Source organism: Streptomyces cyanogenus, from assembly GCF_017526105.1.
GTDB lineage: Bacteria > Actinomycetota > Actinomycetes > Streptomycetales > Streptomycetaceae > Streptomyces > Streptomyces cyanogenus.
This window is the reverse complement of record NZ_CP071839.1, coordinates 2,821,545-2,838,881: the sequence shown is the minus strand read 5'-3', so window position 1 is coordinate 2,838,881 and position 17,337 is coordinate 2,821,545. Positions and strand designations below refer to the sequence as shown.

Here is a 17,337-nt window from a genome sequence, read left to right as displayed (position 1 = left end):
CGGGAGCGGGGCCGGAGGGCCGACGCCGGCGCTCCGGCCCCCGGAAACGGCATGGAAACGGGGCCGGGCGGCGTTGCACCCTTGGCAGGAGGCGTCGCGAAGGAGAGGGTCCGATGGGGGAACAGGCACGGTGGACACGGGCCCGGCTGGGCCGCTGCGGGCCCCCGCTCGACCTGCTCACCGCGAGCTTCCGCCGGCACGTCTACGCACCGCACGCCCACGACGAGTACACCGTCGGGGTGTGCGTCGGCGGCTCCGAGATCATCGACTACCGGGGCGGGCACATCCGCACCGGCCCGGGCACGATCGTCGTCCTAGAGCCCGGCGAGATGCACACCGGCGGGCCCGGCAACAGCACCGACGGCTACGCCTACCGAGCCCTGTACGCCGAGCCGTCCCTGCTGGCCGACGGCACCCTCGGCGGCCTGCCGCACTTCCGCGAACCCCTCGTCGACGACCCCGCGCTGGCCACGGCCCTGCGCACCGCCCACACGGAACTGAGCGCCTGCCCCGACGCCCTGGAGGCCGAGTCCGTCCTGCCCTGGCTGCTGACCGCGCTCGCCCGGCGCCACTCCACCGCGAGACCGGCCCCCGACCGCGTCCCCGGCGCCGACGCCGTGGCCCGCACGGTCCGCGACCGCCTCGCCGACGAACTCACCGACCCGCCCTCCCTCGCCCTGCTCGCCACCGACCTCGGCCTCTCCCGCTACCAGCTGCTGCGCGCCTTCCGTACGACGATGGGCATACCCCCCTACGCCTGGCTCGCCCAGCACCGGGTGACCAAGGCGCGGGTCCTGCTGGAGAGCGGCCTGCGCCCCGCCGAGGTGGCCCCTCTCGTCGGCTTCGCCGACCAGGCGCACCTGACCCGCTGGTTCCGCCGGGTGCTCGGGGTGACCCCGGCGGCCTATCGCAACAGCGTTCAAGACAGGCCCGGACCGGGGGGCCGACACTCGGCCGCATGACTGCACGCGGCTGGTTCCTGTTCTCCCTGATGGGAGTGGTCTGGGGCATCCCCTATCTGATGATCAAGGTGGCGGTGGACGCGGTGTCCCCGCCGGTGGTGGTGTTCACGCGGTGCGCGCTCGGCGCGCTCCTGCTGCTCCCGTTCGCCCTGCGCCAAGGCGGCTTCGTGACGGCGGTACGGACCCACTGGCGCCCCCTGCTGGCCTTCGCGGTCCTGGAGATCATGATCCCCTGGTTCACCCTCACCGACGCCGAACGGCACCTGTCCAGCTCGACGGCGGGCCTGCTGATCGCGGGCGTGCCGATCGTCGGCGTGGTCCTGGCCCGGCTCCTCGGCGACACCGAACACCTCGGCGTCCGCCGCGTGACGGGCCTGGCCCTGGGCCTCGCCGGGGTCGCGGTCCTCACCCTGCCGCACCTCACCGGCGGCGACGCCCGCTCCCTGCTGGAGGTCCTGCTGACGGTCCTGGGCTACGCCACCGCGCCCCTGATCGCGGCCCGCCGCCTCAAGGAGGTCCCGTCCCTCCACCTGACCGCCGCCTGCCTGGCCCTGGCCGCCCTGGTCTACGCCCCCGCCGCCGCGCTGACCCGACCGTCCGCCGTGCCCGCGCCCACCGTGCTGGCCGCGCTGGCCGGACTGGGCGTGATCTGCACCGCGGTGGCCTTCGTGGCGTTCCTGGAACTGATCAGGGAGGCCGGTCCCACCCGGGCCACGGTGATCACGTACGTCAACCCGGCGGTCGCGGTGGCCGCGGGCGCGCTGTTCCTGCACGAGCCGCTGACCCTCCCGGTGCTGGCCGCGTTCGCGCTCATCCTGGCCGGCTCGGTCCTGGCCACGGCCGCCGGTCCGCGGCCCGGCTCCCGCCGGGTACCATGGTCGGCACGGCAGACGAGCCGGGCGGACGGCCGCGTGGAGTCCCCCTAGGGGGCTTCCCGAGGAACGTCCGGGCTCCACAGGGCAGGGTGGTGGCTAACGGCCACCCGGGGTGACCCGCGGGACAGTGCCACAGAAAGCAGACCGCCCGGGGCTTAGGCCCCTGGTAAGGGTGAAACGGTGGTGTAAGAGACCACCAGTGCCCAGGGTGACCTGGGCAGCTAGGTAAACCCCACCCGGAGCAAGGTCAAGAGGGGACACCCCGGTGTCCCTGCGCGGACGACCGAGGGCTGCCCGCCCGAGTCCGCGGGTAGACCGCACGAGGCCGGCGGCAACGCCGGCCCTAGATGGATGGCCGTCGCCCCGGCGCCCGCGAGGGCACCGGGGAACAGAACCCGGCGTACAGCCCGACTCGTCTGCCGCTCATTTCTTCCGCAGGTCAGCGGCTCTTTTCCGACATGTCGCCGACGGTATGCCCTCGCGGTGGCAGCGCTCTGACTCCCCTTCCCGCGCGACCGTCCAGCGCAACTCAGTCGCCACCTTGTGCGGCCCCCGGTTCTCAAAATCAAGGACATTCCTGGAGGAACACCGTTCTTCTCGTAAAAAGGTGTGAATCCCCTCTGAGTAGTCACTCGGGTGAAGCGACCCATGAGAGCCATGGGGCCGGCTCGCCGAGGAGAGTGCTGATGAGTGAGTCCGTATCTGACGGGGGCGGCAAGCTGCAGCAGGCCGGGCAAGCAGTCAAGACAGAGACGTCGGCGACGGCCGATCAGGCCAGACAGGCCGCGGGCCAGGTGGCATCCACGGCCGTTCAGCAGGCGAAGGAGGTCGTGGACGAGGCGCGGCAGCAGGCCGGCTCAGTCGTCCAGGAGCTGCGCAGCCGTGCCATGGACGAAGCCGAAGGACAGACCCGGCGGGCCGCGGGAGTGTTGCGGCAGTGGGCACAGGACCTGACCGAGCTGGCGGAGAACGCTCCGGGCGACTCGCCCGCCCGCAGCGTGGCGGCCCAGATGGCCGACCGCGGACACCGGGCGGCCGACTACGTGGACAAGCAGGGAGTCGAAGGCATCGTCGGCGACCTTCAGAGGTTCGCCCGTCGGCGCCCCGGGCTGTTCCTGGGCGGGGCGTTGCTGGCGGGACTGGCCGTGGGACGTCTGGGGAAGGTGGCGGGCAAGGCCGCGCAGTCCGGCGACGGCGGGCAGGAGCAGTCCGCGGGAGCGGTGCGGCCGCAGTACTCGGTCGAGCCTGACATGCCGACGCCACCTCCGGGTGCCGGTCAGTGGACACCACCGCAGCCGGTGTCACCACCGGCCGCGCCGTACACACCGCCGCCCGTGCCGCCCACAAGTCCGGCTGCCGCTGACATGCCGACGCCTCCGCAATCGGGGGTGTGAGATGTCCTCGGTCCAATCGAACCGGGGCGACTCCTACGGTCGGGACCAATCCGTGGGCGAGCTGCTGTCTCAGGTGACCTCCGACGTTCAGACCCTGTTCCGTCAGGAGGTCGAGCTGGCCAAGACCGAGGTCAGGCAGGAAGCGACCAAGGCCGGTAAGGCGGCCGGCATGTACGGCGGGGCCGGGTTCGCCGGCTACATGACCCTGCTGTTTCTGTCCCTGGCCGCCGTCCTGGGCCTGGCCAACGTGATGGACGGCGGCTGGGCCGCGCTGATCGTCACCGCCGTATGGGCCGTGGTGGCAGCCGTGCTCTATGCGCGGGGCCGTGCCCGGATGCGCACCGTGTCCCCCACGCCCGAGAAAACCGTCGAAACGATGAAGGAGAACGCGCAATGGGCACGTCACCCGACCAGATGAGAGCGGACATCGACGCCACCCGCGACCGCCTGTCCACCGATGTCAACCGGCTCGTCCACCGGGCCAGCCCTCGTCAGATGGTCCGGCGCCGCACGGACCGGGTGCGCGGTAAGGTCACCGGCCTGCGGGAGTGGGTCATGGGCTCCGCCTCGGACACCGCGCAAAGCCTCGCCGGCACCGCGCGGTCAGCGGCCGGTTCCCTGCAGGAAAGCGCCGGGCAGGCCACGGGTGCCGCCCGCGACACGGCCCAGCAGGCCGGTGAAGCGGTCAGGCAGGCCCCCGAAGAGGCCGTCCGACAGACACAAGGGCATCCGCTGGCAGCCGGTCTGATCGCCTTCGGTACCGGTGTGCTGGCCTCCTCCCTGCTGCCGGCCTCGCAGAGCGAACAGCAGGCCGCCTCCGGCCTGATGGAACAGGGGCGAGAAGCCCTGGAACCCGTGAAACAGGCCGCACTCGAGTCCGCGCAGAACCTGAAGGAAGGCGCCCAGGAGGCAGCACAGAGCGCGGCCGAGGAAGTGAAGGACACCGCAGGCGAGGCCGCCCGCGCCACCCAGTACGAAGCCCGCGAGCAGGCCGGCACGGTCGCCGACCAGGCCCGCGACTCCGCTGAGCACCTCAGCGACCAGAGCCGGCAACAGTGAGTACTCATGTCCCCGGCTCAGGCGAGTCCCCGACATGGCCGAAGTGCAGGCGGCGCAGGCGCCCAGTGCCGGCGCGCCCGGACGCAGCAGGACGTGGATCACCGGAGCTGTCCAGTCGGTGTCGGACGGCCATACGGCGCGGGTGCGGCGCAGAGCTGGAGAGAGCCTGGGTGAGGCAAACGGTGCGGCCGGTTCAGGCGAGCGAACTCCGGCTGTGGCGTCCGAGGGACCCGGAGGGGAACGCGTAGCGCATGCGCACAGCCGGGCGGGAGCGGTCCACTGCCCGCTGGGACCAGGTAGCAGGGCACTGGGTACGGAGTCTGCAGACGGGCGGCCGTCCGGGGGCGCCCCCCGTGGTCCTGGTCCCTGGGCTGGGGGCCCTGGGTTACCTGATCGACACCCTGGAAGGGTGCGGCGCGTGGTCGCACTCGTTTCTCCTGGACGTGCCAGGATTCGGCCATCGACGGCCCCGCGCCGTCTGTCCCCCGCGCATTCCCGCCCTCGCGGAGACGGTGTCCGCCTGGCTCGCCGCGGTTGCCCGAGAACCGGTCGTGCTCGCGGGTCATTCCACCGGTGCTCAGGTCGCCTGCCGAGTGGCCGCGGACCATCCCGAGACGGTGTGCTCGCTGGTGCTGATGGGCCCGACCTTCGCGCCCGGGGCACGCCGGGTGACCGGCCTGCTGCGGGCCCTGCCCGGCACGCTGGCGCACGAATCGCCCGGCGAGATCCGTGTGACGGCGCCTTACTACCTGCGCGCCGGACGAGAACTCCACCGGTACCTGCGTGCGGCGCTCCAGGATGTTCCGGAGCGGGTGATGGACCGGGTGACCTGCCCGACGCTCATCTTGCGGGGTGAACACGACGCCTTGTCCCCGGAGCCGTGGGTGAGCGAGTTGGCCGCTCGCGCGCCGCGCGGACGGTGGGCGACGGTTCCCGGCGCCCACAACTTCCCCTACCAGCGCGGCGGGCTCACCGCCGCTCTCATCGCCGAAGCCGCCCGGCGCCGCTGACGGCCGCCGCGGCGACCGCTCGTGCCGACCCCCAGGCACCTACGGCTGCCGAGGGGTGCCGGGGAGTCGTAGATACCGCTCTACGGCACCCGCTCCCCGGGCCGATATGTCTCGCTCATGGCTCCACATGACCCGCGGGGCACCTGGGGCGCGATCGCGGGCCCGCGGGCGGGCCGCTGTCCGGAGTGTCCCGGAGCCGGTCCGGCCGGCCGCGTGGATGATGAGGCATGGAGTGCGACGAGGGCCGTGGGTGGTCTGAGACCAGCATCGCGGGGTTGCAGGTCCGTGTGGACGGTGCTGCCGGGATGCGTCTTCTGGGGTGGGAGGGCGTGTTGCCGCTGTGGGTGGTCGAAGCGGCAGTGCTGGGCGTGCGTGGACGCGGCGGGGCGGTTGGGGTTCTCCTGGAGGGAGGGTTCCCGAGCGAAGAGGACGCCGGTGGATGCGCTCACTGTGGCAGTGCGGACCACTGAGCCTGGCAGTCGCCGGGTGGCAGTGGCCGGGGAACTGGACGGCGCCACCGCGCCGGAGGTCCGTGCGGCCTTGCGCGGCGCGCGATGGCCGACCACCGGCGCGCGGTGATCGACCTGAGTGCCCTTTGCTTCGGTGACTCACGGACCTGACCGTGTTCCTGGCGTCGGCTCGCACCGCCCGCCATCACGGCGTGGACCTGCGGCTGTGCGCCGTCCCGTGCTCGCTCGCACGGATCATGCGCCTGTCGGGCACCCACGGTACGTTCGCTGATGGACGCGTGCACCGCCACGCGCGGCGGCCCCCGATTCACATCAGGCGGGGGCGGGGCGAGCAGAAAAATCGACGCTGTCTGGCGCGGCGCCCCTGCCCGCTGTCCGTCTGCCCCGGGTGGCCGACCGACGGGACCTGGCGCGCATGACAGCGACTCGGGGACTCGCCCGGCATCCCGGATGCGCGGCGTGGGAGAGGCGGCGCCCAGGCGGTGCCGATGGCCCATCCTTCGGCGCCGACGGAGCCGACCGAGTATGTTGAGAGTGGTTTTCGGGCCGTGACCCGTCGGTGGCGTGTCTCGGCGGCGCCGGGCGGCGCCGTCCGCGGTGAGTGATCACTACTCGTGGAAGGGCCGGAAAGGGGTCGTCCAATGCGATGTCCTTGCCGTGGCCCGGTGCAGGTCGCCATCGCTTCGACCGGACCCCGGCGGCCGAAGAGGGTGTGTCGTGGCTGACAGGGCCGCGGCCGCTCTGGCACTGGTGCGGATGCTCCAGGCCGGTCACGCCGTCACGCTGGAGCAGCTTCCGGATCTGGTCGCCGCGCACGCCGCAGAGGCCGGGCTGCACGACGTGGCCGTCTACGTCGTCGACATCCGTGAGACGGTACTGCGTCGGCTCACCGGCAAGGGACGTGATGCCGCCGGGGGAGGGCAGGAGTTCACCGTCCAGGGCAGTCTGCCGGGCCAGGCGTACCAGCGTGTGGATGTGCTCGCCGAATCCGCATCGGCCGGTTCACCGGGCGGGCGGCGGCGGTGGTGGGTGGCTGTCACCGACGGCGTGGAGCGTCTGGGTGTGCTCCGCGCCGACAGCGACACGGATGACGAGCAGACCCGTGACGTCCTGCGCGATCTGGCGTCGACCACGGCATTGCTGCTGCTCAGCAAGCGTTCCTTCAGTGATTCCTACGCGCGGCTGGTGCGCACCGAGCCGATGAACGTCGCCGCCGAGATGCAGTGGAACCTCACGCCGCCGCCCGCTTATGCCGGACATGACGTCACCGTGGGGGCGGTGATGGAACCGGCGTACCAGGTCGGCGGTGACGCCTTCGACTACGCCGTTGCCGACACGACGCTGCATCTGGGCGTCTTCGACGCCATGGGTCATGACACGACAGCCGGTATCACCGCGAACGTCGCCGTGGCCGCCTGCCGCAACGCCCGCCGCCAGGGCGCGTCGCTGGCCGAGACCAGCGAGCATGTGGAGCAGGTGCTGCTGGAGCAGTTCAGCACCAGCCGCTACGTCACCGCCATCCTGGCCGACCTCGACATGGTCAGCGGGCGGCTGACCTGGATCAACCGCGGTCATCACCTCCCCATCCTCATCCGCGACAACCGCTGGACCATCGAGCTGGCCTGCCCGCCGGCCGGTCCCATGGGCAGCGATCTGGGCCTGCCGGTGACCCAGCGCACCGAACACCTGCAACCCGGTGACCGCCTGCTGCTGTACACCGACGGAATCACCGAAGCCCGCGACGCCTGCGGTGACGCGTTCGGCCGGGACCGGTTCGTCAGCTTCATCCGCCGTCACCACGCGGGTCGGCACACCCTGCACGAGACCCTGCGCCGGCTCATGGCGGCTGTCATGGAACACAACGCCGGGCGGCTCGCCGACGACGCCACCGTCCTGCTCGCCGAGTGGCGCGGCGGGCACCAGGACGAGCTCACCCCGTGAGGCGCACCAGCCCGGGACAGGAGGTCCGCATGAGCCCCGACTCGCCCGTCCCCGACCGGCGACAGGCCGCTCCCGTGGACGTACAGGTGCGCACGTCAGCCCCCGACCGCTCGCTGGTGACGGTCACCGGCCATGTGGACCTGCACACCGCCCACCATCTCGCCGACGCGCTGCAACCGCTGCTGGGTCACGACGGCCGTACGGTGCTGGTGGACCTGTCCGGCGTCACCTTCCTCGACTCCACCGGTCTGACATGTCTGATCACCGCCTACCGCACCGCCAGGAGCACCGGTGTCCGCCTCGCGCTGATCGCACCGAGCCCGCAGGTGCAGAAGATGCTGCTGCTCACCGGCGTCGACCAGGTACTCGACAGCTACCCCTCCCTGGATGCCGCGCCACCCTGACATCTCAGACCGATACCGCGATACCCGGGATGGCGGAGGGCAAGGCCGGATGCAGACCATGCGTCGGCTCTGCTCGACGGACGAGCGCCCCCCCGGCTCCATGAGCTGCTCGAACGAGCCCGACAGCAGCACGCAGCAGCGGCTGTACCGCCTCCGGCCGGAAGGGCCAGTGGACGAACGTCTGCGTGAGCCTGCCGGCCCGCAACGTCGGCAGGCTCACCCGCTGTTCCGCTTCGTATGCCACCACAGGCGGTGAGTCACACGATCGAGGAAGACGCACGGGCCCGCACCTGAGGGGATCAAAGGCCGCGGCAGGTCAGGGCATGGTGCCCCTGCCGATGATCAGGTCGGTGACGACGGGCAGGCCGCCTCGGGCCAGGGCGGCGCGCTGCCGGTCGGCTCCCGTGCCGTCCTGCAGGAGCCGGTGGACCAGGGCCGTCACCTCCCGGCCGTCGCCGGACGCGTCCAGCGCGGGAGCGACGTGGCGCAGCAGCTCGTACAGCATCTCGCCGGCCCGGCGTGGTCGGCCGGCGGGATCGATCAGGGTACTGCTCAGTCCATGGCGGGCGGCGTGCCACATGCTCGCCTGCAGCAGTTCCTGGTCGCAGTCGAGCGCGGGAGCGCCGGCGGCGGCCTCCGCCAGCGCGGTCTCCACCAGGGCCCGGACCAGTCCTGTCAGCATCACCGCCTCGTCCGCGCGCAGCTGCACGTCCAGGCAGCGCACCTCGATGGTGGGGTACCGGGCCGAGAGCCGGGCCTGCCAGTACAGCTGACCCGTGTCCGAGATCAGACCGCTGTCGAGCAGTTGCTGCACGCGCCGGTCGTGGTCGGCGATGTCGGCGAAGTGCGGGGGCATGCCGCTGACCGGCCAGCGGCTGAAGATCACGGTGCGCCAGCTGGCGAATCCGGTGTCGTGGCCGTCCCACAGCGGAGAGTTCGTGGACAGGGCGGTGAGGGTCGGCAGCCACACCCGGATCCGGTTCAGGACCTGGATGCCCGTCTCCCGGCTGGGCACGCCCACGTGGACGTGCATGCCGTTGACCAGCTGCTCCGCCACCAGCTGCGGCGCCTGGGTGAGCATGGCCCGGTACCGGGCCTGGTCGGTGACGGCCACAGGGTGGCCGTGGCGCAGCGGGGGTGTCGCGCAGGCCGCGATCCGGCAGCCGTACTCCTCGGCGGCCGCGCCCACGGCGTGCCGCAGCCGGAGCAGGTGTCCGCCGATCTCCTCCAGTGTGCTGCACACCGGGGTGGCCACCTCGACCTGCGCCTGCAGCAGCTCGCAGTGCACCTCCTGGTCGGCCACAAGACGCCCCAGGCCGGCCGCGGCACGCACCTTGTCCGCCACCGGTACCGGCAGACCCGTGACCGGGTCGAGCAGCAGGTACTCCTCTTCGACACCGATCGTCGTCATCGATCGCCTTCTGTTCCTCCCGGCCGTGCTGCCGGACTGGCTCCCGATGCGCCTGGCCGGTGCAGCGCACGCCGAGGACTCGTCGAAGGAGTCACTCACGGTGCCCGAGTGCCGCACCCACTTCCCGGTAAACCATCACCCGCCGCCGACAAGCTCGGCGAGGACCTGCTGGCGGGGTGCCGTCTCAGCAGGTCCTCGCGAGCAGGATTCACCCGCGGCGCATCAGGTCGCAAGCGGTGTGCAGGTGCTCCAGCTCCATGTTCAGGTGCAGCTCCCAGATCGCCTTGACCTTGGGGTCGACGTACGCGGCATATCGGGCGCTCGGTGGGCCGCATCTGACCTGTCGTCGGCGAGCCCGTCGCCGACGCCTCGCAGGCCGACCTCTCGTATGAAGAAGGGGACATGGTGCGATCGGCTGGGCGAACCGGCCCCGCGACGCCGAGAGCGCCGAAGCAGGCGACGTGCCGACGTGATCGTTTTCCGTCGTGGGGAAGTGTCCCGAAGAGACGGAGAGTCTCTCCGTGTCCGCGATGCAAGACCTGTCGGGGAAAGCATTGACCGACGCGGCGGGTGTCTGCTGAACTCCCGTTCCATGAACCCGCGCGTGGACCTGACTCGGCGGCGCCACATCGATCTGGCGCACGTCTCCAGCGCGTTTTGTTGTCGCTGACCGGCCGATCGGTTCCCGGCAGCAGTCGGTGTCGCAGGCGCTGCGCGCCGAACTGAGGCGGTGTGAAACCGCCCGCGCTGCGATGCCTCCCCCCGGAACCGTCGTATCCACTTCCTGAGGGCTCTCCGTCTCCTGCCCTTCTCGTATGAGGCAGGAGCCTGTTCGCGCACGCCGACGCGGTCGCTGAGAACGCGGCGGCAGCGGCTGCCCTGCGACCACTCTTCTCCGGTCGACCTGGACTTCGGTGTGCGACCGATCAGTCGTGCGCAGTACCAGCCCTTTCACCCAGCTCTCCGATCCACCGCACCCCTAGGTGTGCCCGACTGCCCGGGAGGGACCCCTCATGCCTGTGTCCATCCGTAAGCTCACCGGCCGCATCGGCGCCGTCGTCGAGGGCGTCGACCTCACGGCGCCGCCCGACCTCTCGACGGTCACCACGCTCAGACAGGCACTCAACGAGCACAAAGCGATCGTGTTCGACGGCGTGCAGCTCGACAACGCCGGCCAGGAACGGGTGGCCGGGTGGTTCGGCGAGCTGACGACCGCCCACCCGAACGTGCCGGCTGCCGACGGCACGACGAACGTGCTCGCCGTCGACGGTGAGACGTCCAAGGCCAACGAGTGGCACACGGACGTCACCTTCGTGGTCAACCCGCCGCAGCTCACCACGCTCCGGTCCGTCGTGGTCCCGCCGTACGGCGGCGAGACGCTCATCGCCAACGCCGCTGCGGCGTACCGCGACCTGCCCGAACCGCTGCGCGCTCTCGCCGACACGTTGCGCGTCGTGCACACCAACCAGTACGACTACGCGCGCCCCGCAGCCTTGACCGCGCAGCGTCAGGAGTACGACCGCGTCTTCGTCTCGACGCCCTACGAGGCGGAGCACCCGGTCGTGCGGGTGCACCCGCTGACCGGCGAACGCGGCCTGTTCATCGGGGGATTCGCCAAGCGGATCGTCGGCCTGTCCAGCACGGACTCGGCCGATCTGCTCCGCATCCTCCAGTCGTACGTGACGCGTCCGGAGAACACCCTGCGCTGGACCTGGTCCCGGAACCAGCTGCTGATCTTCGACAACCGGATCACCCAGCACTACGGGGTGGACAACTACGACGATCACCCGCGCCGCCTCAACCGGGTGACGGTCGCCGGAGAGGTGCCAACCGGCGTCGACGGGCGCCGCAGCGAGCAACTCGTCGGCGACGCCTCGCACTACAGCAGTGTGCCGGCGGTGGCGGCATGACCGAGCTCGGCCTCAAGGCACCGGCCGTTACCGAGCGCTCGGACGCCGGGACGACGGGCGCGCGGGAACGCGAGGTGTTCCTGCCGCGCCACGCCCGCCGCCGGACGCCGCTCAGCACACTCCGCGAGCGCCTGCGCTGGCCACTGGGGGTCTACACGACCCCGGTCGTGATCCTCCTCGCCTGGGAGGTACTCGCCCGGACGGGAGTGGTCTCGAAGACGTACGCTCCGGCGCCGACGTCGATCGTGAAGTCCGCCGCCGATCTGTGGCAGCAGGGCGTCCTCGGCCCGGACCTGGCCGTCTCGCTGCAGCGGGCCGGCATCGGCCTCGCGATCGGTCTGACGGTGGGCATCGTCACCGGCGTGCTCGGCGGCCTGCTGCGCAGTGGTGAGTACCTGTTCAACGGCGTGGTGCAGGTGCTCAACACGATCCCGCTGCTTGCCGTGCTGCCGCTGATGATCGTGTGGTTCGGCATCGACGAGCTCACGAAGGTGCTGCTGATCTCCTTCGGGGCCGGCGTGCCGATGTATCTCAATTTGTTCGCCGCGATCCGGGGCGTCGACCAGCGCCTGATCGAGATGGCACGGACCACGGGCGCGGGCACCTGGCGCCTGGTGACGCGGGTGCTGGTGCCGGGAGCCCTGCCCGGATTCCTGGTCGGCCTGCGGTTCTCCCTCGCGTACAGCGTCCTGGGCCTCGTCGCAGCCGAAACGATCAACGCCGACGAGGGACTCGGCTTCCTCATCACTCAGGGGCAGACGTACCTCCAGACCAACCAGGTCTTCGTGGGGCTGGTGATCTACTCGCTCCTCGGTCTGCTCGCCGACCAGTTCGTCCGGGCTCTGGAGCGGGTGCTGCTGCGGTGGCGACCCAGTTATGAGGCATCATGAGCAGCACGGTTGCGACTGAGCCGCGTCGGCAGACCGGGGCCGTCGTCGAGCAGGTGGTCCGTCAGTTCGGCGACCGGGTGGTGCTCGACCGCCTCGACCTCACCATCGGCGACGAGGAACTGGTGATCCTGCTCGGCCCCTCGGGCTGCGGCAAGAGCACCCTGCTGCGTCTGCTCGCCGGACTGGACCGGCCCGACGGCGGGCGCGTGGAGGTCCCGGCACGGCGTGCGATCGTCTTCCAGGCCGACCGGCTGCTGCCCTGGCAGCGTGTCCTGCGCAACGTCACGCTCGGCCTGCACGGGCCCGACGCGGAGCAGCGGGCCCGTGACGTGCTCGCCGAGGTCGGACTCGCGGGCCGCGAGAAGGCATGGCCCAAGGAGCTCTCCGGCGGTGAGGCCCAGCGTGTGTCGCTCGCCCGCGCTCTGGTCTCGGAACCCGAACTCGTTCTCCTCGACGAGCCGTTCGCGGCGCTCGACGCCATCACACGGCTGCGCATGCACGACCTCGTGCGCGCCCTGCGGACCAGGCACCACGCCGCCATGCTGCTCGTCACCCACGACGTCGACGAGGCGATCGCCCTCGCGGACCGCATCGTCGTCATGAGCAACGGCCGCATCGGCGCGTCGCACGAGGTGCACCTCGGCGCCGCGGACCGCGAAGCGAGCGTCGCACGCGAGGAACTCCGCGCCCGGCTCCTGGAAGACCTCGGCCCCGCCGGCCAGCACTGACCTCCCCGGAAAAACCCTCATCCAGCACAGAAAGCACGACAACCCATGCCAAAGAGAACCAGCAGACTCATCGCCGCCGTCGGCTCGCTCGCCCTGGCGACCACCCTCACCGCCTGCGGATCGGACTCGGACACCACGGGGCCGCTGAGCGACGCCGTCGACGCGAGCGACGCCAAGCACCCCGAGTGGAGCAAGTACACGTTCACCATCGGTGACAACGGCGGTGACGGCAGCCAGGAACTGGCGAAGATCACCGGCGTGTTCGACAACGCGCCCTACAAGGTGAAGTTCGCCCGCTTCACCTATGGCCCCCCGCTCGTGCAGGCCGCAGCCTCGGGCGACATCGACCTCGGCAGCGTCGGTGACGTACCGCCGATCACCGGTGCCGCGAAGGAGTACGGCTTCAAGGTCGTCGCCGTCAACCGGTCGCTCACGCCCGACCAGGCGGTGGAGAACATCATCGTGCCCAAGGGTTCGACGCTGAGGAAAGCCGCCGACCTGAAGGGCAGGAAAATCGCCGTTTCGCAGGGCAGTTCGGCCCACGGACTGGCCCTGAACGCGCTGAAGAGCGTCGGCCTCACCCCCAAGGACACGAAGCTGGTCTTCCTCGACCCGGCGGCCGCCGCCACGGCGTTCAACACCGGCAAGGTGGACGCCTGGTCGATCTGGAACCCGCAGTCCGCGATCGCGGTCAAGAACGGCGCGCGGATCCTGGTGAAGGGTCTCCCGCCGATCGACCAGACGAGCAGCTACTACGTCGCCAGTGACACCTCGCTGAAGGACAGGACCAAGCGTGCCGCTCTCACGGACGTCCTGAAGAGGCTGTCGCGGGAATTCGCCTGGGCCGTCAAGAACCCCGACAAGTACGCGCGGGCGCTCTCGAAGGAGCAGGGCATCCCGCTGGACGACGCCAAGGCATCCCTGGCCGCCTACTCCAACCGGGTGACCCCCGTGGAGCAGTCGGACATCGAGCTGGAACAGAAGCTCGCCGACGCCTTCCTGGAGGCGGGGCAGATCACCAAGAAGGTGGACGTCAAGTCGATCACCGACAACCTGCTGCCGGCCGGTTACGACAGCTCCAGGCTGAAGGTCACCTCATGAGCGCCGGACGGCAGCTCCACCTCAACGCCTTCCTGATGGAAGCGGGCCACCACGAGGCGGCCTGGCGGCTCCCGCACAGCAACCCCCGGGCCGACTTCGACCTGCGGCACTGGATCGAGCTGGCACAACTCGCCGAGAGCGCCAAGTTCGACTCGCTGTTCCTCGCGGACGGCCCCGCCCTCATCGGCACTGGCGAGTTCCGGCCGCCGGGCCAGCTGGAGCCGCTGACGCTGCTGACCGCGCTGTCCCAGGCCACCAGCAGGATCGGCCTCATCGCCACCGTCTCGTCGACGTACAACGAGCCGTACAACCTCGCCCGCAGGCTCGCGTCCGTCGACCACGTCAGCGGCGGCCGCGCCGGCTGGAACATCGTCACCTCGGCAGGGGCCGACGAGGCCGCCAACTTCGGCCTCGACGACCGCCCCGGCCACGCCGAACGCTACGCCCGCGCCGACGAGTTCCTGACGGTCGCCAAGGCGCTGTGGGACAGCTGGGAGTCCGAGGCCGTCCTCGCGGACAAGACCACCGGACGCTACGCCGACCCCGCCCGCCTGCACCGGCTCGGCCACCAGGGCGGGTACTTCAAGGTGGCCGGCCCGCTCAACGTCCAGCGTCCACCGCAGGGCCATCCGCTGCTTGTCCAGGCCGGCTCCTCCGAAGACGGCAAGGACTTCGCGGCCCGCCACGCCGAAGCGATCTTCACGGCGCACACGACGTACGAGCGCGCCGCCGCCTTCTACGCCGACATCAAGGCACGGACCCGAGCCGCGGGGCGTGATCCCGACGGCGTGATCGTCCTGCCGGGCATCGTCCCGTACATCGGGTCGACCGAAGAGGAGGCCCGGGCGCTTGCCCGGCAGTTCGACGAGCTGCGCGTCCCCGGGTACGGGCTGCGCCAGCTGGCCGCCGTGTTCGAAACGGATCCGTCGGTCTTCCGGCTCGACGAGCCACTGCCGGACTTCATCCTCGCCCGACCGAAGCTGGAAGGCTCGCAGAGCCGCTCCGACCTGATCATCGACCTCGCGGTGCGCGAGAAGCTGACGGTCCGGCAGATCATTTCCCGGCTCGGGGGCGGACGCGGCCACTTCGAGTTCGTCGGCACCCCCGAGCAGGTCGCGGACACGATCATCACCTGGTTCGAGGGCGGCGCGGCAGACGGGTTCAACATCATGGCCCCGGCCCTGCCGTCGGGCCTGGCGGCCTTCGTGGAGCACGTGCTGCCGATCCTGCGCGGCAAGGGGCTGTTCCGTGAGGACTACGAGGGCACGACCCTGCGCGAGCACTACGGGCTTGCGGTCCCCGCGAACCGGTTCCATGGCTGACCGGTTTTCCGGGGCGACCAGCTTCCCCTGGCTGATCGGAATTCTGCTCGGTCCGGACACCGTCTGTCCGGCGACTGTCCTGCCGGCCGTGCCCGACTGTCCCGAGGGTGGTCACCGCGCCCTGCGTCCGCTGTACGAGGCGAGTGCACACCGGTACATCGGCCCGGCCGTCGCTCCGGTCCTCAGCGACTGCTGGTCCGGATCGTGAGCACTCACGGCCCGGACATCATGGGTGATCCGGCCCGCCGCTTCGGCACCGGCGGCCTCTCGCTCCACCCGTGCGGCGCCGACTCGGAGATCGAGGCCGTCGAGCGGATGTGCGCGCAGGGCATGGACGAGGCAGCTCGGCGTGCCGGTTCGGCTGACGGCGGGCAGGCGGAGCGCGACGCGGCACTCCGGACGCCGGGCGTGCTGGAGCGCCGGCTCGTCGGACGCACGTCCGGGGCAGGTCAGGCCGGTGCCAGGCCACGGAGGAGCAGAGCCAGTGGCTGCGACGGGCTCTGCCCCACCGTGTCGACGACGATGTGCTCGCGGTCCCAAGGCTCGTACTCCCGGGGCAGCGGCAGAGCTGGAACGTCGACCGACCGCGAGGCCAAACGGCGCCGGTGCTCCGCCGGATCCGAACGGTCAGCCACTGCCGGAGACGGTCCTCGGCCGGCGCATATCGGTGGTGGGGACCCGCAGGTGTACCGCACCGGGAATCACTCCTCCGACAGCCGTCGTGAAGAGGCGCCATAGGCCTGGGCGTTGCGCACGAAGAGCTCGTGCAGGTCGCGGACCGCCCGCGGAACGGAGCCGGAATGGCGGCGCTGCAGGACCAGCAGTACGTCGGTCGCGGTCCCCGCAAGGGGCCGCACCGTGATCACGCCCCGGCGTTCCAGCGGATCGCCGACGACGCTGAAGTCGGGCAGCACCGTGGCTCCCAGTCCCTCGGCCACCATCAGCTTACCCATCTCCGCGCCGTCGGTGGAGTACGAGAAGGAGGGTGTCCGGCCGCGCAGCAGCCGGTGCACGAAACGGTGCATGACATAGCCGGACCGCATCACCACCAGCGGCTCGGTCAGGAGGTGATCCGCGTCCACCGCGTCCAGCGCCGCCAGCGGACTGTCCGGACGCACACACACCACCGGTCGGCCGCACAGCAACTCCGTCGTCTCGAAGCCGGGCGGCATGTCGTCGCCTCGCAGGTAGTTCACCAGTCCCAGGTCGAAGGCGCCGTCCAGCAGGCCGCGGTGAATGTCGGCCTGCTGCGCACCGACCAACTCCACCTGGGTGACCGGATGCGCGGCCCGGAACTCCCGCACGGTTGGGATGACCAGCGGCACGGTAGCCGTGTTCACCGTGCCCAGCCGGACCATGCGGCTGATGCGGTGCTGGTCGCCGGCCGCACCGCGCAACCGGTCGACCGAGTCCAGCACGCTCATGATGTGCGGCAGCAACTCCCTGCCCTCGTCGCTGATCTTCGCCCCGGACCGCTTGCGCTCCAGGACGTCCACACCGAGTTCGCGTTCCAGATTGCGTACGGTCTCGCTGAGCGCCGGCTGGGACAGATGCAGTTCCTCGGCGGCGCGCCGCAGTGAACCGAAACGTGTGACGGCGGCGATGTATTCGAGCTGTTCGATACGCACGAACAGGAGACTGCGCGTTCCCCGGCACTGCGTTCAAGGGAATCCCTGTCACAACCTCGTGAATACCGACGCTCACCATGTGGAATCACAGCCGGGCATTCTTGACCGGCCGGACGCTCCCCTGGTTCGATCGGTGGCATGAAGCGACAGGACCTCACGCGGCGACGCCACGTCGACCTTGCGCGTGTCTCCAGCGCCTTCTGTCGCTGCCGGGGCTGAGCGCGGCTGAGGG

General features: G+C 70.8%; 15 protein-coding genes, 1 other RNA gene and 2 pseudogenes. 16 read left to right on the top strand and 2 right to left on the bottom strand.

What is annotated here, in order from left to right:
- Positions 1-113 precede the first annotated feature (113 nt).
- From S1361_RS12700 to S1361_RS12660, 9 genes and pseudogenes are all read left to right on the top strand, one after another.
- On the top strand, positions 114-962 hold the full coding sequence (locus S1361_RS12700; protein WP_208031964.1) for an AraC family transcriptional regulator: 849 nt from the start codon (positions 114-116) through the stop codon (positions 960-962).
- A pseudogene (locus tag S1361_RS40305) lies at positions 959-1,738 on the top strand (DMT family transporter); the annotation flags it as partial. The gene S1361_RS12700 and the pseudogene S1361_RS40305, both read left to right, overlap by 4 nt.
- A 115-nt stretch (positions 1,739-1,853) precedes the next feature.
- Positions 1,854-2,256: RNase P RNA component class A (gene rnpB, locus S1361_RS12690), an RNA gene on the top strand.
- A gap of 267 nt (positions 2,257-2,523) precedes the next feature.
- The gene (locus S1361_RS12685; protein WP_208031963.1) at positions 2,524-3,231 is read left to right on the top strand and encodes a hypothetical protein; all 708 of its coding nucleotides are present in this window, start codon (positions 2,524-2,526) and stop codon (positions 3,229-3,231) included.
- A gap of 52 nt (positions 3,232-3,283) precedes the next feature.
- Positions 3,284-3,649, top strand: coding sequence for a phage holin family protein (locus S1361_RS12680; protein WP_243769158.1), 366 nt, complete (start codon positions 3,284-3,286; stop codon positions 3,647-3,649).
- Positions 3,625-4,290 (top strand): DUF3618 domain-containing protein, encoded by a 666-nt coding sequence (locus tag S1361_RS12675; protein ID WP_208031961.1) that lies wholly within the window; start codon positions 3,625-3,627, stop codon positions 4,288-4,290. The genes S1361_RS12680 and S1361_RS12675 overlap by 25 nt, the downstream gene beginning before the upstream one ends.
- A 251-nt stretch (positions 4,291-4,541) precedes the next feature.
- On the top strand, positions 4,542-5,300 hold the full coding sequence (locus S1361_RS12670) for an alpha/beta fold hydrolase (protein WP_208031960.1): 759 nt from the start codon (positions 4,542-4,544) through the stop codon (positions 5,298-5,300).
- 1,187 nt (positions 5,301-6,487) lie between these two features.
- On the top strand, positions 6,488-7,711 hold the full coding sequence (locus S1361_RS12665) for a PP2C family protein-serine/threonine phosphatase (protein ID WP_243769157.1): 1,224 nt from the start codon (positions 6,488-6,490) through the stop codon (positions 7,709-7,711).
- Between the two features lie 29 nt (positions 7,712-7,740).
- The gene (locus tag S1361_RS12660; protein WP_208031959.1) at positions 7,741-8,115 is read left to right on the top strand and encodes an STAS domain-containing protein; all 375 of its coding nucleotides are present in this window, start codon (positions 7,741-7,743) and stop codon (positions 8,113-8,115) included.
- Between the two features lie 316 nt (positions 8,116-8,431).
- Here S1361_RS12660 and S1361_RS12655 read toward each other — a convergent pair whose 3' ends face one another.
- Entirely contained in the window at positions 8,432-9,526 is a 1,095-nt protein-coding gene (locus S1361_RS12655) for a carboxylate-amine ligase (RefSeq protein WP_208031958.1), read from the bottom strand.
- A 1,013-nt stretch (positions 9,527-10,539) separates the two neighbouring features.
- Here S1361_RS12655 and S1361_RS12650 point away from each other — a divergent pair.
- The 6 genes and pseudogenes from S1361_RS12650 to S1361_RS39170 all read left to right on the top strand — a co-directional run.
- Positions 10,540-11,436 (top strand): TauD/TfdA dioxygenase family protein, encoded by an 897-nt coding sequence (locus S1361_RS12650; RefSeq protein ID WP_208031957.1) that lies wholly within the window; start codon positions 10,540-10,542, stop codon positions 11,434-11,436.
- The gene (locus S1361_RS12645) at positions 11,433-12,326 is read left to right on the top strand and encodes an ABC transporter permease (RefSeq protein WP_208031956.1); all 894 of its coding nucleotides are present in this window, start codon (positions 11,433-11,435) and stop codon (positions 12,324-12,326) included. Before S1361_RS12650 ends, S1361_RS12645 begins: the two co-directional genes overlap by 4 nt.
- The gene (locus tag S1361_RS12640) at positions 12,323-13,054 is read left to right on the top strand and encodes an ABC transporter ATP-binding protein (RefSeq protein ID WP_208031955.1); all 732 of its coding nucleotides are present in this window, start codon (positions 12,323-12,325) and stop codon (positions 13,052-13,054) included. Before S1361_RS12645 ends, S1361_RS12640 begins: the two co-directional genes overlap by 4 nt.
- Positions 13,055-13,099: 45 nt before the next feature.
- Positions 13,100-14,155, top strand: coding sequence for an aliphatic sulfonate ABC transporter substrate-binding protein (locus tag S1361_RS12635; protein WP_208031954.1), 1,056 nt, complete (start codon positions 13,100-13,102; stop codon positions 14,153-14,155).
- Positions 14,152-15,477 carry an LLM class flavin-dependent oxidoreductase gene (locus tag S1361_RS12630; protein ID WP_208031953.1) on the top strand — a complete coding sequence of 442 codons (1,326 nt, stop codon included), beginning with the start codon at positions 14,152-14,154 and terminating at the stop codon, positions 15,475-15,477. The genes S1361_RS12635 and S1361_RS12630 overlap by 4 nt, the downstream gene beginning before the upstream one ends.
- Positions 15,478-15,520: 43 nt before the next feature.
- Positions 15,521-15,912: pseudogene (locus S1361_RS39170) on the top strand (glutathione S-transferase family protein); the annotation flags it as partial.
- Positions 15,913-16,178: 266 nt separating this feature from the next.
- Here the strand turns inward: S1361_RS39170 and S1361_RS12625 are convergent.
- A complete protein-coding gene (locus S1361_RS12625) occupies positions 16,179-17,105 on the bottom strand; it encodes a LysR family transcriptional regulator (RefSeq protein ID WP_208031952.1) in 927 nt (308 codons plus the stop codon).
- Between the two features lie 138 nt (positions 17,106-17,243).
- On the opposite strand from S1361_RS12625, the gene S1361_RS40300 reads away from it, so the two are divergent.
- Positions 17,244-17,324 (top strand): putative leader peptide, encoded by an 81-nt coding sequence (locus tag S1361_RS40300; RefSeq protein ID WP_425088005.1) that lies wholly within the window; start codon positions 17,244-17,246, stop codon positions 17,322-17,324.
- Positions 17,325-17,337 lie beyond the last annotated feature (13 nt).